Annotated in this window: 15 protein-coding genes; 4 read left to right on the top strand and 11 right to left on the bottom strand. The window is 56.3% G+C overall.

What is annotated here, in order from left to right:
- Positions 1-63: 63 nt before the first annotated feature.
- Positions 64-2682: a DUF3772 domain-containing protein gene (locus TH2_RS07175; protein ID WP_008889744.1), complete on the top strand. Its 2619-nt coding sequence runs from the start codon at positions 64-66 to the stop codon at positions 2680-2682.
- Between the two features lie 37 nt (positions 2683-2719).
- Here the strand turns inward: TH2_RS07175 and TH2_RS07180 are convergent, their stop codons facing one another.
- The 4 genes from TH2_RS07180 to nadA all read right to left on the bottom strand — a co-directional run bounded on the left by TH2_RS07180 (position 2720) and on the right by nadA (position 6055).
- The gene (locus TH2_RS07180; protein ID WP_040823163.1) at positions 2720-3553 is read right to left on the bottom strand and encodes an isocitrate lyase/PEP mutase family protein; all 834 of its coding nucleotides are present in this window, start codon (positions 3551-3553) and stop codon (positions 2720-2722) included.
- A gap of 129 nt (positions 3554-3682) precedes the next feature.
- Complete coding sequence (locus TH2_RS07185) at positions 3683-4108, bottom strand: NUDIX hydrolase (RefSeq protein ID WP_051007597.1); 426 nt, start codon at positions 4106-4108, stop codon at positions 3683-3685.
- A 6-nt stretch (positions 4109-4114) separates the two neighbouring features.
- Entirely contained in the window at positions 4115-4954 is an 840-nt protein-coding gene (nadC, locus tag TH2_RS07190) for a carboxylating nicotinate-nucleotide diphosphorylase (protein WP_008889747.1), read from the bottom strand.
- 78 nt (positions 4955-5032) lie between these two features.
- The gene (gene nadA, locus TH2_RS07195) at positions 5033-6055 is read right to left on the bottom strand and encodes a quinolinate synthase NadA (RefSeq protein ID WP_008889748.1); all 1023 of its coding nucleotides are present in this window, start codon (positions 6053-6055) and stop codon (positions 5033-5035) included.
- Positions 6056-6529: 474 nt separating this feature from the next.
- Here nadA and TH2_RS07200 point away from each other — a divergent pair, with 474 nt between their 5' ends.
- Together TH2_RS07200 and TH2_RS07205 are read left to right on the top strand one after the other, a co-directional pair.
- Positions 6530-6856: a hypothetical protein gene (locus TH2_RS07200; RefSeq protein WP_008889749.1), complete on the top strand. Its 327-nt coding sequence runs from the start codon at positions 6530-6532 to the stop codon at positions 6854-6856.
- A 200-nt stretch (positions 6857-7056) separates the two neighbouring features.
- Positions 7057-7281 carry a hypothetical protein gene (locus TH2_RS07205; protein ID WP_008889750.1) on the top strand — a complete coding sequence of 75 codons (225 nt, stop codon included), beginning with the start codon at positions 7057-7059 and terminating at the stop codon, positions 7279-7281.
- A gap of 31 nt (positions 7282-7312) precedes the next feature.
- Here TH2_RS07205 and TH2_RS07210 read toward each other — a convergent pair whose 3' ends face one another.
- The 7 genes from TH2_RS07210 to fsa form a co-directional block, all read right to left on the bottom strand.
- Positions 7313-8701, bottom strand: a complete 1389-nt coding sequence (locus TH2_RS07210) for a glutamine synthetase family protein (protein WP_008889751.1) — start codon at positions 8699-8701, stop codon at positions 7313-7315.
- A 69-nt stretch (positions 8702-8770) separates the two neighbouring features.
- The gene (locus TH2_RS07215; RefSeq protein ID WP_008889752.1) at positions 8771-9262 is read right to left on the bottom strand and encodes a class I SAM-dependent methyltransferase; all 492 of its coding nucleotides are present in this window, start codon (positions 9260-9262) and stop codon (positions 8771-8773) included.
- A 97-nt stretch (positions 9263-9359) separates the two neighbouring features.
- Positions 9360-9965: a glutathione S-transferase family protein gene (locus TH2_RS07220; protein WP_008889753.1), complete on the bottom strand. Its 606-nt coding sequence runs from the start codon at positions 9963-9965 to the stop codon at positions 9360-9362.
- A gap of 86 nt (positions 9966-10051) precedes the next feature.
- Positions 10052-10357 carry a YrhK family protein gene (locus TH2_RS07225; protein WP_008889754.1) on the bottom strand — a complete coding sequence of 102 codons (306 nt, stop codon included), beginning with the start codon at positions 10355-10357 and terminating at the stop codon, positions 10052-10054.
- 86 nt (positions 10358-10443) lie between these two features.
- A complete protein-coding gene (locus tag TH2_RS07230) occupies positions 10444-11394 on the bottom strand; it encodes a tyrosine recombinase XerC (protein ID WP_008889755.1) in 951 nt (316 codons plus the stop codon).
- A complete protein-coding gene (locus tag TH2_RS07235; protein ID WP_008889756.1) occupies positions 11373-12062 on the bottom strand; it encodes a DUF484 family protein in 690 nt (229 codons plus the stop codon). The genes TH2_RS07230 and TH2_RS07235 overlap by 22 nt, the downstream gene beginning before the upstream one ends.
- A gap of 128 nt (positions 12063-12190) precedes the next feature.
- Entirely contained in the window at positions 12191-12847 is a 657-nt protein-coding gene (gene fsa, locus TH2_RS07240; RefSeq protein WP_008889757.1) for a fructose-6-phosphate aldolase, read from the bottom strand.
- A 171-nt stretch (positions 12848-13018) separates the two neighbouring features.
- Between fsa and TH2_RS07245 the strand changes: the two genes are divergently transcribed.
- On the top strand, positions 13019-15250 hold the full coding sequence (locus TH2_RS07245; RefSeq protein WP_008889758.1) for a primosomal protein N': 2232 nt from the start codon (positions 13019-13021) through the stop codon (positions 15248-15250).
- Positions 15251-15268 lie beyond the last annotated feature (18 nt).

Consider the following 15268-nt stretch of genomic DNA (forward strand, 5'->3'; position numbering starts at 1 on the left):
GCGAAAAACACTCAAGAAACGGAAGCCGGGCAGCGCTTCGGGCATCAATATGGATCATCAGGCATGACATCAGTTCGTCAGGTAATCGCAAGTCTTGCAATCTGTCTGTTTGCAATGACGGTTTCTTTCGGTTTGGCAGCACAGCCCAACGAACCACGCCCTGACTCTGTGCAGAAGATCGAACTGGAAAATGCCCAGAACCGCATTGCGGACTGGGAAGCGACGCTTGATGAGATTGAAGAATCGATTTCCGGCGAAGAAATTTCCGGGCGCGTGATCTCCGATGGCCGCGACCGGATCGAAACCATCCAGCTTGCGATTAACGAGCTGCGCGGTCGGGCCGATGAACGTTTGCAGCGGTTTGAGGCCGCCCGTGGCAAACTTGGCGAGCCCCCGGCAGAGGGCGAGGAAGAAGTCCCCGAGGTCGCCCGTGAACGAGATCGTATTGGACAGGACATCGCGCGTGTTGGCGGTGTGCTCAAACAGCTTGAACTGGTCAATTTCCGCGCAAGCGAGCTGTCTGACCAGTTGTCTGGCCTGGCGCGCGAACGCTTTACCCGGCGTGTTCTGGGCCGGGTGGATGTGCCGTTTGATCCGGTTGTCTGGTTTGAAGCCTGGCGCGAAATCGTCAAGCTGCCCAGCATGGTGCAGGCGCGCTATTCCAACCTTGAACTCGAAGGGGACGTCGCCGATCAGCTGTCCGAAGTGGCCCCGGGTCTGGTTTTCCTGACCTTCATCGTGATCGCCGCCCTGATTGGTGGCGAGGTGGTCGTGCTGCGCTATATGCCTGCGCGTTGGAACACTGTGCCGGATGAAGACCGCGTATCACTGATATCGGGAACGCGGTTCCTGTTTACCGCCTTGGTGCCGGGCATTGCTCTGTTGATCGCCTATGGAATACTTGAATCGCGCGATGCGCTTCTGAGCGGTGCGATGGGTGATTTTGTTCTGCAATGCTTTGCGGCTGCCTTGTTTCTGTTGTTTGTCGGGGCTGCGGTGCGCAGTGTGCATTCACCGTTTGCGCCCACATTACGACGCTCGGGTACAACGCCAAGGGGGGCGCGGGTTGTCGGGTTCTGTTCGCTGGCAGTGGCGGTGATTTTTGCCTTTGACATGGTGCTGTTGCAGGGCGCGACGACGCTTGGAACGTCGCTTGATATCGCGCTTGTGCAAAGCATCTCGAACGTGCTGGTGATTTCGGTTTTGCTGTTTGTCAGTTCACTCGGTGTGTTCTGGCAGCACGACGAACGCGACCGTCACGAAATCTGGTCAAAGATCGAACGCCGGTCGCGCCGTGGCCTGAAAGTCATCGCGATCATGATGCCGGTGCTGATGTTGCTGGGTTACGTTGCCCTGGCACGCTTCATCCTTGAAAACCTGATGATGGCGCTGGCGTTTCTGACCTGTTACTGGCTGCTGCGCGGTTATTGCCGGGCTTTGATGCATACCTATCTGGTGCGTCCGGAAAGCAGCGAGGACAGCAATGTCAGCGATGCGGTGCATGGCACATTGTATTTTTGGCTGCGGGTTCTGATCGATGTGGTGATGTTTTCCATCGCCGTGCCGGTCGCGGTGATGATCTTTACCGATATTGCCTGGGCTGATCTTATTCTGGCCGTCCAGCAGGCCTTTATCGGCATTCAGGTCGGCGGCATTCATTTCTCGCTGCGCTCCATCATGCTGGCGGCCTTGATGTTTGTCATCGTGTTGGCGGTGATGCGCTTCTTCCAGCGCATGTTGAGCACGCGGGTGCTGCCCAACACCAAGCTTGATCAGGGGCTGCAACATTCGGTTTCGGCGATCTTTGGCTATGCCGGGATCTGTCTTGCCATATTGCTTGCGGTTTCGGCCGCCGGGCTTGATTTGTCCAATCTTGCCATCATCGCCGGTGCCATTTCGGTTGGTATCGGTTTTGGCATGCAAAGCATTGTGAACAACTTTGTGTCGGGTCTGATCCTTTTGGTCGAACGCCCGATCAAGGTTGGTGACTGGATCGTCGTTGGCGCCGATCAGGGCTTTGTAAAGGACATCCGGGTGCGCGCGACCGAGATCGAAACCTTTGACCGGTCTTCGGTTGTCATCCCCAACTCCGAACTGATTTCCAACCGGGTTCTGAACTGGACGCTTAAGGAACGTTCGGGGCGCGGCATCATCAAAATTGGTGTGTCTTATGGATCGGATGTCGACAAGGTTCGCGAGATCCTGTTGGAAATGGCCGACAAGCGCCGCGAGATTTTGACCTATCCGGCACCACAGGTTGTGTTCATGGATTTCGGGGCCAGCTCGCTTGATTTCGAACTGCGCTATTTCCTGCGCGATATTGGCGATGTGATTGCGGTCGCAAGCTCGATCCGCTTTGAACTTGTCCAGCGCTTCCGTGATGAAGGCATCGAAATTCCGTTCCCGCAGCGTGATCTGAACCTGCGCGATATCGATAAGCTGACCGACGCCATCCGCGACGCTGGCAAGGGGGCTCCGAAAAAGATCGAGAAGGCCGAGCCTGAGGAACCCGAAACGTCAGAAGACAAAGCAGAACATACATCCTCAGGCACCGACGATAGCGGGGCGGATCAAAAAGCCGCACCACCGTCTGCGACCAAGGATGTTTCGCGCGATCGCGATGCGCCTAGCCGTGAAATTCCAGATGCAGGCGGCAGTCCTGACGGGGATGCACCGCGCTAGGGCGTGTGTTCCATCTGCTGTTTCAATCTGCCTGTTGCTATTGGGCCTTGTGGTTTTGTCCGGTGAAAAATTCCTCAAGCTCGGCAAAACCCATGGCCTGGTCGGAAAATCCGAATGTGCCGGTATCGATCATTTCACGCGATGCTTTGACAAAGGCGCCATAGGCAAGGCGGGCAAGTGCTGATCCGACGCTGATCCTTTTTGCGCCCGCGTCCGCCAGTTCAGTCAGGCTGAAGGTGTTTCCGGGCATGCCCATAACGACATTCACCGGCTTGCTCAGCGATGAACAAACCGTGCGGATCGTTTCAAGATCATATAAGCCCGGCGCATAAAGAACATCCGCCCCCGCCTTTTCAAAGGCTTGAAGGCGCTTGATCGTGTCGTCAAGGTCTGGGCGTCCCCACAGGAAGTTCTCGCACCGCGCGGTCAGAACAAAATCATGCGGCAAGGTTGATCGGGCTTCGACAGCAGCCTGAATGCGTTCAACAGCAAGCGAAAAATCATAGACCGGGTTTGCCCGGTCCCCTGTGTGATCTTCAAGCGAACAGCCCGCCAGGCCGATTGACGCTGCGACCGAAATCGTTTCAGCCGAGCTTTCCGGACTATCGCCCATCCCTTTTTCAAGATCGGCCGTGACGGGAAGTGGCGTGGCCGAAACCAGTGCCTGGCAATGCTTGAACGTATTTTCGGGTGATGTCTTGCCCTCTGCAACGCCAAGGGAAAAGGCCATGCCCGCACTTGTCGTTGCCAAGGCGCGAAAGCCGAGTGCGGCAAGAATTCGGGCTGTTCCGATATCCCATGGATTGGGAATGATGAATGCACCGGGTTCTTCGTGAAGCGCCCGAAACAATGCCCCTTTGTCCTGCGTCATGTTCTGATCCCCTTGTGCAAAATCGCAAATCATGCTTACCACAAAAGAATAGAACATAAAAAGAACATTTGTCGCGAAGGTTGCAACTACAAGGTGCTGCCGGTTGGCAACGTAGCGTTGATCGGGGGATCAAATATCGAAAAGGGCCGCAGTGATCTTTTGCCCCATCGGGGCCATCAGGTGGCGTTCTCGTGGCGATAGCCACCTGAGTTCGGCGATCTCGCGTTCAGGCGCAAGGGTTCCGCAATAATAGCCGGTAAAACAGGTCATGCGCACAATCGACCCTTCGGGCAGGTTGTGGCCCTGTCCGGCAAACGTGCCCAACTGGCGGAGCGTGCCGGGGATCAGATCGACGCCGAGTTCTTCCTTGATTTCGCGTTTGATGGCTTCGCGCGCGGTTTCGCCGGGATCAATCTTGCCACCGGGCAAATAGAACCGGTCACGGCCGTGGCTGCGGACCGACAGGATGTTTTCGCCGTCGCGCAAGATCCAGTTGGCGGTTTCGATCACCTTGATCAAGGCTGGGTCTGTGGTGCTATGACTGCTTGCGCGCATGGGGCCTCACAGGATTGCGACATCAAGTCCAATATCAACGGCCGGTGCGGATTGGGTAATCCGCCCGACGGACACATAATCGACCCCGGTTGCGGCAATTGCACCGATGGTCTGAAGGTTTACACCCCCGGATGCCTCAGTCTTGCAGCGACCAGCGACAATGGCAACCGCTTCGCGCAACATATCCGGACCCATATTATCGAGCAGGATGATGTCTGCGCCAGCTTCGGTGGCTTCTTTGACCTGATCAAGGGTGTCACATTCAACCTCGATCTTGGGCAGGTTGGCGGCCCGGGCGGCCTCGACGCATTTGGTGATCGATCCGACAACGCCAATGTGGTTGTCCTTGATCATCACCCCGTCATAAAGACCCATGCGGTGGTTCTGCGCCCCGCCCATGCGGGTTGCGTATTTTTCCAGTTTGCGCCAGCCCGGCAGTGTCTTGCGGGTATCAAGCAGTTTGGCGTTTGTTTCGCCCATCGCCGCGACATAGCTGCGCGTGGTGGTGGCAATGCCAGACAGGTGTTGCAGCGTATTAAGGGCTGTACGTTCAGCCGTCAGGATGCCGCGCGCATTGCCTTCGACCACGGCCAGAACGTCTTTGGCCGCAATCGCATCCCCATCTTCGCAGTGCTTTTCGATCTTCGCATCCGGGACCAGCTTGCGGAAACAATCAAGGGCGATATCAAGCCCGGCCACAACGATATCCTCGCGGGTTTCAAGCGCAACGCGCAGGCGCGCATCGGCGGGGATGACATTGTCCGATGTGATGTCACCCGTGCCGATATCCTCGGCAAAGGAACGATCAATGAATTCCGCGATTTCGGCTTGGGTCAGGACGGTCATGATGGCGGGCTGCTTTGAATTCTGATGGGGGATGGCAAACAGCCCCGCAAATTTTGCGGGGCTGTGAGGTTGGCTGGCTTACGCCGCGTCGTCCTTTTTGACCGGAATGTTCTTTGACATTTCCAGCATGCGTTCAAGCGGCTTGACCGCTGCGACGCGCAGGTCTTCGGGCATGACGATCTGCGGGCCGTTATTGACCAGGCACAGATACAGCTTTTCAAGCGTATTGAGTTCCATGAACGGGCAGTTATTGCACGCACATGACCCGTCCGCACCCGGCACCGGAATGAATTCCTTGTGCGGGGCTGCTTTTTCCATCTGGTGGATGATGTGGGGTTCGGTCGCGATCAGGTATTTCTGATCCGGGCCGTTAATCACATATTCCAGGATCGCACGGGTCGAGCCGATGTGATCGGCATGTTTGAGAATACCGTCATGGCATTCCGGGTGGGCTGCGATCTTGGCATCCGGGTTCTGGGTTTTCAGGCGGATCAGTTCACGTTCGGAAAACTGTTCATGCACAATGCACGAGCCGTTCCAAAGCGTCATGTCGCGACCGGTTTTCTTGGCAAGATAGGAACCAAGGTGGCGGTCAGGCGCCCAAAGGATCGGCTTGTCGAGCGGGATCTGATCAATGATCTCGGCCGCATTCGACGAGGTCACAATAATATCAGACGCTGCCTTCACCTCGGCCGAGCAGTTGATATAGGTGATCGATACGTGATCCGGGTGCTGTTCGCGGAATTTGCGGAACGGTTCGGGCTGACACGAATCTTCGAGCGAGCAACCGGCCTTGGAATCCGGCAGCAAAACAGTCTTGTTCGGGCTGAGGATTTTGGCAACCTCAGCCATGAAGCGCACGCCACAGAACACGATGACATCTGCATCGGTTTCGGCCGCCTTGCGCGACAGGTCCAGGCTATCGCCAACAAAGTCGGCAAGGTCCTGAATTTCCCCATCCTGATAGTAATGGGCCAGAATGATCGCGTTCTTTTCCTTTTTCAGGCGCTGAATCTCAGCTTCCAGATCAAGGGTGGGATCAATCTGCATTTCCGACATTGCGTCGGCAGATGCCTCGGCAATGGTGATCATTTCATTCATGGCGTCGTCTCATCTCGCCTGTTTGCAAGCCGGAGATAAGTCGCGGGGCCCGGCATTGCAAGTTAATGACAGTTTGAAACCTGAATATCGCCATTGCGACGGGATGGCAAGGAATAGGCGGCATACGTCCGATATTGATTGGGGCTGACGGCTGCTGAGCCAGAAAATGGAACGGAATTATCTGAATTAATAAATAAATCCGGTGTCTTTGATCGGCGAATTAAATTTCACCATTTTGTTTGATCGTATAAATAAAAAATAATTACGTTGTAAATTAACCAAAAATATTCATATGCTTGATGCTGCAAATATTTTTTGATTCTCAAATTTCCAATATTTTATTGGCCTGGGCACTTTTGTCCGTTGTTAATCCGAAAACTTTGATCTGTCTGTAACCTGAGCCAGTGTCCGACGGCGGGAATGGTCCCGATCGTTTGGCCTGTCCAACGCGCATTCCGGCGCAAGGAGCCTTTTTTGACCAATCGTACCACTTCGAGAATTCTGAATTTCACACGTCCGTTCAGCATGCGTGGCCTTGCAGAAGTCCTTCCGGCCGGATCCTATAAGGTGATTACCGAAGAAACCCAGGATGAAAAGCTGACATACCCGACATGGCAGTGGGTTTCGACTCAGATTCACCTCAATACGAATTCTGACCGCCCGGATACTTCACGGGTTCTCAGTGTTGAGCCCCGCGATCTTGAAGTCGCATATCTCCGCGATCAGAAAACCATGGATGCCCGCCCGCAAGTGGCCTTCTCGGCGCGCAAATCAAACAACCGTGCCAAACGCGCGTCCTAGCGCTGCACGCTGCCGATAGTCCTGGTCAGAGCAATCTGACCAGACGGCACTTACATCTGAAAATCCCATATATTCCCGTGCAGTAGCCGATCTTCCCGGTGCCACCTTCTGTTTCATGACAGGGTTGCAGAATGGGAAGTTTGCCTTGAGCCAAGATGCGCCCATAACATCCATAACTGCTGTAAATGAAAGTCTTTGTTATGGATTGGGTTCCGATCGCCTTTGGCACGTTCAAGGTTGTCGCACTGCTGACCGCGATGTTCTTCGCCATCAAGTGGCATTACGACCAAGGTCAAAAGTACGGAAGACAGGCGGTCCTGCGCGCCAGCGCCAAGATCACTGGCGTCTTCGTGCTTGCACTTCTGGTCGTCGGGGGCATCACCCTGGCACTCAGCAACTTCCTTGGTTTGGACCTAAGTTACTGATCGCTGCGGCACCGCCCCCGCAGATAGGGGATCAGACGGAAAATCCGTAATACTCCCACTCCGCCGCGGACACCTTCAGCGCCATCTGTTCGTATTCTGCCTGTTTGATTTTGGTGAATGCGGTGTGGAAGCGTTCGCCGAGCGTGCGTTTGTTGAAATCGGATGCGGCAAACTGATCAATTGCCTCAAGCCAATGACGCGGCAGGTCGTTTGGTGCCTTTGCCTCGCCGATTTCATCTTCGCAAGGTTTGCCCGGATCAATTTTGCCCTCGATCCCGTCAAGGGCTGCACCCAGTGTTACAGCCGCGACCAGATACGGGTTGGCATCAACTCCGGCAATACGGTGTTCGAAGTGGCGTGTTTTGCCCGGTGTGCCGGGCACGCGCAATGCCACGGTGCGGTTTTCAACACCCCAGTCATCAGAGGCCGGCGAATACATTGCCGATGCAAAACGCCGCCAGGAATTCATGAATGGGGCGAGCAACAACATGGTTTCGCCAATCGTGCCGCGAATGCCGCCAATCGCATTGAGCATCAAGGGGCTTAGCGATCCATCCGCCTGATCGGCAAACAGGTTATTGCCGTCTTGGCCTGCAAGCGACAGGTGCAAATGCATGCCAGATCCGGCTTCGTTGCCGAACGGCTTGGGCATAAAGACCGCTTCCTTGCCAAAACGCCTTGCCACGGTGCGGATCAGGCGTTTGGCGATAATGACGTCATCGGCTGCGCGCATCAGATCGCGATAGCGGATGGTCATTTCATACTGGCCCGGACCATATTCCGAAATCAGGGTTTCCAGCGTCAGGTCGAGGTGCTTGGCACCTTCATAGACCGCATCAAAAAGCGGTGACATCTCGTCAATTTCGTCGACCGACATGGTGTTACGCAATTTGCTGCGCCGTTTGGTGATGGCATAGGATGCCGGGTGATACAGGCCCTGGGCGTCGGGGGTCTGATCGACCAGATAGAATTCAAGTTCGAACGCACCCATCGGATAGAAGCCAAGATTTTCCGCCCGTTTGACCTGTGCGCCGAAAGCATTGCGCGGATCAACGTCATGCGGCGCGCCGTCTTCTTCATACATGGCAATCAAAAGCTGCCCGCGGCCGGTATGGGGCAGATAGCCAAGCGTGCCCGGTACCGGCCAGCACCGGCAATCGCCGCCGCCGCCAGTCTGGACAAGGCCGCAATCATCAACATCTTCGCCACTGACATCCTGCCCGAACAAGGAGCTCGGCAAGCCGCGACCGGATTTATAGATGCCCTCAAGTTCGTGACGGCGGATCGTCTTGCCCCGGCCAATGCCGTGAAAGTCGGTCAGGATGATGTCGATGGCCTCGACATCGGGATATTTGGTCAGAAAGTCCTGTGCTTCGGACAATTGACTTCCACTGGGCGATGGGGCGTTTGCGGTGGCCACGGCACGATTTCCTAAGATGCTGACGGGGGCGATGCGGGTGCAGAACCAATTCCAAAACTGGGCGCGATATTAGCCCTGATAACGACGGAAGAAATAGCGATCTTTTGGAACGCCTTCGGGCAGCGGTTCGGCGATCGTGCCCGGCACATCGATTTTCTGGTCCGATGCCACAATTGCACCCTTGATCAATGCCGGGGGCAGGGTTGATCCGATAAAGGCCGCGATCTTGGCATTAAGCGCCTCGTCCCCAGTGCCGACGTCGGAGTGAACCAGTGCGACCTTGCCTTTGAACCGCTCCACCGCCGTCGGCAGGGTTTCAAAGATATCGCCAAGGAACAAATGGTCATCATCGGGGATGCATTTCGGGTGGGCGGCGATTTGCCGGTCAAAGACGAAAATCTCGCGGTCCGGCATGATTTCGCGCAGGTGATCAAACGTGCGCCCGTTTCCAAGCCCGACTTCAAGCACGATGCCGTCCTGATCCTTGATCATTTCTGCTGCCGCATTCAGGCAATCGCGTTGGGCTTGAAGGCGGCGGATAACGCTGTTCAGACGGGACATTGTGCAAAAGGCTCCGGGTTGTTTTTCAGTGGCTAAGCACTTGATTTAAAAGCTTTGCCCTTTGGCGAAATCAGCATTGCGCCAAAGGGCATCAGTCTCAGGCGACAAACTTGGTGGCCTCAAAGGCCGGAACGCGCGCATCAAAGGTTTCAAGCCATGTGACCAGTGCCGGATAGCTTTCGCGCCATTTGCCCTCAAAACGCAGATCAAGATAGCCCAGCGCACAGGCAATCGCGACATGGCCAATTGTCAGGTCACCTTCCAGTGACGGGGCATTGGCGCTCAGATGATCAAGGGACCGTTTGACCTTGTCCGCCTGATAGGAGAGCCAATCGCCATGGCGTTTTTCTTCCGGGCGCATGCGGCTTTCATAGACCTGCAAGATGGATGCATCGACAATGCCATCGCCCAGTGCCTGAAGGGTAAGGGCTTCCCACCGTGCGTCGCTTTCGGTGGGATGCAGGCTGGTGCCATCGACCTGCGCATCAAGATATTCGCAGATCACGCGGCTATCAAAAATCTTGCGTCCGTCCTCAAGGATCAGGATCGGAATTTTACCCAGCGGGTTTTGCTGGCGCAGGGTATCTGCCGGGTCGTTGGTGTTGGAATCTTCAACCGTCAGCTGGTCATAAATGCCAAGCATCTTGGCAACGATTTTGACTTTCCGGCCAAACGGCGACGGGCCACTCGAACGCAATATCATGGTTTTCCTCCGGGCATATCAGGTGTTTGCCCGCAGTCTAATGGCGAAAGGTGATCGCTAGGAACCGAAATTTTGCGAAAAGATTTTCAAGACCCGGCGCGGTTACTGGCAGAACCCGGCTCAGCCCTATCTTGTTGACCCTCGTCACCCAGTCCGGCCAGATGCAATTCGCGGGCAAGCCGCACGGCAGGTCGACCGGCAAAGAACACCGATCCGATGATAAACAGCCACGTCCCGGCCTTGACCGTTGCATCATCAAGAAACAACACGCTGCCAACGATAAACAGGACGGCCGCCAAAAGGTCGATGACCGAATAGGCTATCTCATAGGCACTGTAAATCTGGCGGTGGCGATGGCTGGCGTCAAAGCGGCGGGATCGAAATAGCTTCATCACTGGATCTCTTTCGCGGAGCTGTGTCTTGGCATCCAACGCCTGAGCGCGCAAAACGGTTCCGATGTGTGTTCTAGCAGTGGGGTCTAGCGGCGGGCGCGCGGATGGGTGCCGTTATAAACCGCCATCAATTGTTCGGTATCCACGGCCGTATAGCGCTGGGTCGTTGAAAGCGATGCGTGGCCGAGCAAATCCTGAATGGTGCGTAAATCACCACCGCCGGCCAAAAGGTGGGTCGCAAAGGAATGGCGCAGCGCATGCGGGGTGGCGGTATCGGGCAGGTTCAAAAGTTCGCGGACCTTGCGCATTTCACGCTGGGCGACTTGCGCCACAAGCCGATTGCCGCGTGCGCCCAGAAACAGGGGATCATCGCCATTGGGCGCAAACGGGCAGGTGCGGACATAATCCTCGATGGTGTCGCGTACGATGGGCAAAACCGGGACAAGGCGCTGCTTGTTGCCTTTACCGGTGATCACCATCGAATCCCCGGTCGGGCGTTGATTGGCATTCAGATCAAGTGCCTCGGAAATACGCAGGCCGCAGCCATACAGCAGGGTGAAAAGGGCGAGGTTACGTTTGCCAAGCCACGGCTCATCCTGCCAGGCATCGGCATTTTCGAGCACTGCCATGGCGTCATCTGGCGCCAGCGGTTTGGGCGTTGATTGCGGCAGGCGAGGATTGCGGATGGATTGCACCGCGGCGTTTTGACCGCGCCCGGATCGTTCAAGAAATCGGTAAAAATTGCGAAGTGAGGATAGCGCACGCGCGGTCGACGTCTTGGCCATGCCATCCATGCTGCGGCGTGCCAGCCAGCTTCGAAAATCGCGCGGATTCAGGCGCAGAAGATCCTTAAGTGTCGGTGTTTCGCCAAGGTGATCCTTGATGAAACCCAGAAAGGCATAAAGATCGGCCAGATAGTTGTCGGTCGTGTGATTGGACGCGCGACGCTCATTGGCAAGCCAGCCACGCCAGTCGGCAATGGCGTCGCGCACATCCTGTGGCAGGGTGATGGCGGTCAGACCGTTTGGGTCAGCCATCGACGCACACCAAACTCGATAACGGATGCCAGGAACATGATCAGATCATTGGCCTGTGCCGGGCTGAAATAATCCGGTTCCTTGACGCCAAAGGCAACAAGCCCGACCGGATCGCCATAAAATGGTGCCAGGCGCACAATCGCGGCAGACCGGATTTCAGATGCCTTCGGGCCAAAGATCGCCTCGTCACCGGCATCATCGGGTAACAGCCAGACATCGTGCTCGTCCCCCAGAACCTGATCAACAGCCCCTACAACAAGACGCCGGACCCGGCCATCACAGCTTGGTACCGGTGCCTCTTTGCATTCTTCAAAGCACAGCGCAATCGCATCAAGATCAAGAAGCTCTGGTACAAGGTCCTGAAGTGCCTCGACAAAGGTTTCAAATCCGCGCGCATTCAAAAGGGCCAGAACCGCACGGTGAATGCGGCTTTGGGTTTCGAGGTTGGATTTGGAAATATTGATCAGTTCGCTGGTGGCACCGCGCAGCTTTTCACGTTCATCGCGCAGGCGCGCAACGACATATTGCTGCATGTCGGCAACGCCATTGCCCAGTTCACGCATCGGCAAATCAAGACTTTCAAGCAAGTCCGGGCGCGTAGTGAAGAATTCAGGATGTTCGGCAAGGTAGTCCGCCACATCGTCGGCGCGCAAAGCTGTCTTTTCCATCGGTTCCGGCTTGAAAAGTGAGAAACAAAAAACCCGGCTGCCACAATGCGGGCTGCCGGGTTAAATGCATGTTAAAAACCGCGCGCGATGCGGGTTTTTATATGTCTGTCGCGATCAGCGATCCAAAATTACAGGATCGACTGGCCGGTTTTTTCCCAATCGGCGAGGAAGGCTTCAAGGCCTTTGTCGGTCAGCGGGTGTTTGGTCAGCTGGCCCAGAACCTGCGGCGGGATGGTGACAACGTCAGCACCGAGACGGGCCGAGTCGACAACGTGCTGCGGGCCACGTGCCGAAGCAACAAGCACTTCGGTGGTCCAGTTCGGGTAGTTGCCATAAACATCAACGATGTCAGCAATCAGCTGCATACCATCCGAGGAAATGTCATCCAGACGGCCAACGAACGGCGAAACATAGGTCGCACCTGCTTTGGCCGCCAGAATGGCCTGACCAACCGAGAAGCAAAGGGTTACGTTGGTCTGAATACCTTCGTCGGTGAAGGTACGGCAAGCCTTGAGGCCATCAGCGGTCAGCGGCAGCTTGACGACGACATTGTCGGCGATTTTGGCAAGCTTGCGGCCTTCGGCAACCATGGTTTCGTAGTCGGTCGCAGCAACTTCTGCGCTGACAGGACCGTCAACAACTTCACAAATTTCCTTGATCAGTTCGAGAAACGGTCGGCCAGACTTTGCTACCAGCGAGGGGTTGGTGGTGACACCGTCCACGAGGCCGGACATGGCCAGTTCGCGGATTGCGTCGATGTCAGCGGTATCGATGAAAAACTTCATTGGAATTCCTGTTTAGGACCTGTTGTTCAATGATGCGGTTAGCTGCTAGGTTCTGGATCATCTGATGACGGAACCAGATCCTTGCTGTGGGACCGTTTGTTTCTGTGCCCATATGTCTGGCGTTCCTGAAACGGCTCGGTCTGATGGGCAACCTCACGGGGTTTATAATATATGCGTGCCGCAAAGGCCACCTCTGGAAATTTGTTTGCGAATGATCCGGCCTTTGAGGTAACCGCCCAGACCGTGAGCGTCCTGCCACCGCTGCCTTTGGCCGGGCCATATGACTATCTGGTGCCCGAAGGCGTCTCTGTTGCACCCGGTGATTTCGTTGAAATTCCCCTCGGTCGTCAAACCCAGCGCGGTGTCGTCTGGGGCGATGCCAAGGGCGATGTTGACCCCGCCAAGCTGCGTGAAATTTTCGGTGTTTTGCCAACCCCGCCGATGGCCGATGTCACCCGCAAATTCATTGATTGGGTTTCGGCCTATACCATGGCGCCGCAAGGGGCGGTGTTGCGTATGGCCATGAGCGTGCCAGATGCGCTTGAGGCCCCCAAACCGATCTTTCGATTTACCCTAAATCCGGAATTTGACGCTACATCTCTGCGCATGACGCCGCCGCGCAAACGCGTTCTGGCGTTTCTGGCCGATCATCCGCCGATGGAGCAGGGCGAAATCCTGCGCGAAACCGGTGCCGGGGCGAGTGTCATCAAGGGGCTGGTCGAAGCTGGCGCTGTGCAGCGCCTGATGGTCACCCCGCCATCGCCGTTTGAGGCACCTGATCTTGATATTCCGCGACCGGACTTGTCACCCGAACAGAACGAGGCCGCTGATGCGCTGTGCGCGCGCCTTGATGACGATGGTTTTTCCTGCACGCTCCTTGATGGTGTGACCGGGTCGGGTAAGACCGAAGTTTATTTTGAACCGGTCCGTGCCGCGCTGGCGCAGGGCAAGCAGGTTGTTGTCCTGTTGCCGGAAATCGCACTTTCCGCCCAGTGGCTGCAACGTTTCCGCGATCGGTTTGGCGTCGAACCTGCCCTTTGGCATTCTGAAGTCGGGCAGGCCCGGCGTCGTGATACCTGGCGCGCGGTGGCCGATGGATCGGCCAAGCTTGTCGTCGGTGCCAGGTCGGCCCTTTTCCTGCCCTATCATGACCTTGGTCTGATCGTGGTCGACGAGGAACACGAACACGCCTTCAAGCAGGAAGACGGCGTGATGTATCACGCCCGCGACATGGCCGTGACACGGGCGCATCTGGGCAATATCCCTATTGTTCTCGCTTCCGCGACCCCATCGCTTGAAACCCTGGCCAATGTTGAAGCCGGACGCTATCAGCATGTTCAACTTGGCAGTCGTCATGGTGTCGCGGTGTTGCCATCTGTCGAGATCATCGATATCCGCCAAGACAAACCCCAACGCAATCGCTGGATCACGCCGACGCTTAAAAAACGGCTGGCAGAAACCTTTGCCAATGGCGAACAGGCGATGCTGTTCCTGAACCGGAGGGGCTATGCGCCGCTTACCCTATGTCGGGCCTGTGGTCATCGGTTCCAGTGTCCGAACTGCAGGGCCTGGCTGGTCGAACATCGGGCATGGGGCAAGTTGCAATGCCATCATTGCGGCTATCAGGCCAAGGCCCCGGATGCCTGCCCGTCCTGCGGGGCAGAGGGAAAACTAGCCCCTTGTGGTCCGGGGGTGGAACGCCTGTATGAAGAGGCGGTTGAGACTTTTCCCGATATCCGGGTCGAGGTCGCGACATCCGACAACATCATGGGCCCCAAGGCCGCGGCACAGCTGATTGATCGCGTGCATAATCACGAAGTCGACCTTTTGATCGGCACCCAGATATTGGCCAAGGGCTATCACTTCCCGATGTTGACGCTCGTCGGGGTGGTTGATGCCGATCTGGGTTTGGCTGGCGGCGATTTACGCGCGGCCGAGCGCAGCTATCAATTGCTAACCCAGGTGGCGGGCCGCGCAGGCCGTGGCGATCGACCGGGAACGGTGATGCTGCAAACAGCCGATCCGGCCAACCGCGTGATCAAGGCAATTGCCGCTGGTGATCGTGATGCCTTTAACGAGGTGGAGCTATCGCAACGTATGACCCATGGCATGCCGCCACATGGTCGGCTGGCCGCCCTTATTATAAGTGGCAAAAAGGAAAGCGAAGTTGATGAGGCCGCATGGCGCATCGGCCGGGTTGCGCCGCGCGGGGATGGACTGATGGTTCTGGGCCCGGCACCCGCACCTTTGTCGCTTTTGCGCGGGCGTTATCGTCGCCGCTTCATGATCCGTGCCGACAAGTCGGTCAAGATGCAGGCACTGATCCATGACTGGCTGTCAAAGGTCAAAACACCGGGCAGTGTGCGTGTGCAGGTCGATATCGACCCCTACAGCTTTATGTAGTCGGGATTGCTTCGCGTC

The sequence above is a fragment of the Thalassospira profundimaris WP0211 genome (assembly GCF_000300275.1).
In the GTDB taxonomy this organism is placed as follows: Bacteria; Pseudomonadota; Alphaproteobacteria; order Rhodospirillales; family Thalassospiraceae; genus Thalassospira; species Thalassospira profundimaris.

Coding starts and splice junctions, on each gene's coding strand:
- nadC (WP_008889747.1), bottom strand. CDS start 4,954: ATGACCGTCCTGACCCAAGCCGAAATCGCGGAATTCATTGATCGTTCC.
- fsa (WP_008889757.1), bottom strand. CDS start 12,847: ATGAAGTTTTTCATCGATACCGCTGACATCGACGCAATCCGCGAACTG.
- TH2_RS07230 (WP_008889755.1), bottom strand. CDS start 11,394: ATGGCTGACCCAAACGGTCTGACCGCCATCACCCTGCCACAGGATGTG.
- nadA (WP_008889748.1), bottom strand. CDS start 6,055: ATGAATGAAATGATCACCATTGCCGAGGCATCTGCCGACGCAATGTCG.
- TH2_RS07225 (WP_008889754.1), bottom strand. CDS start 10,357: ATGAAGCTATTTCGATCCCGCCGCTTTGACGCCAGCCATCGCCACCGC.
- TH2_RS07180 (WP_040823163.1), bottom strand. CDS start 3,553: ATGACGCAGGACAAAGGGGCATTGTTTCGGGCGCTTCACGAAGAACCC.
- TH2_RS07220 (WP_008889753.1), bottom strand. CDS start 9,965: ATGATATTGCGTTCGAGTGGCCCGTCGCCGTTTGGCCGGAAAGTCAAA.
- TH2_RS07175 (WP_008889744.1), top strand. CDS start 64: ATGACATCAGTTCGTCAGGTAATCGCAAGTCTTGCAATCTGTCTGTTT.
- TH2_RS07205 (WP_008889750.1), top strand. CDS start 7,057: ATGGATTGGGTTCCGATCGCCTTTGGCACGTTCAAGGTTGTCGCACTG.
- TH2_RS07215 (WP_008889752.1), bottom strand. CDS start 9,262: ATGTCCCGTCTGAACAGCGTTATCCGCCGCCTTCAAGCCCAACGCGAT.
- TH2_RS07235 (WP_008889756.1), bottom strand. CDS start 12,062: ATGGAAAAGACAGCTTTGCGCGCCGACGATGTGGCGGACTACCTTGCC.
- TH2_RS07245 (WP_008889758.1), top strand. CDS start 13,019: ATGCGTGCCGCAAAGGCCACCTCTGGAAATTTGTTTGCGAATGATCCG.
- TH2_RS07185 (WP_051007597.1), bottom strand. CDS start 4,108: ATGCGCGCAAGCAGTCATAGCACCACAGACCCAGCCTTGATCAAGGTG.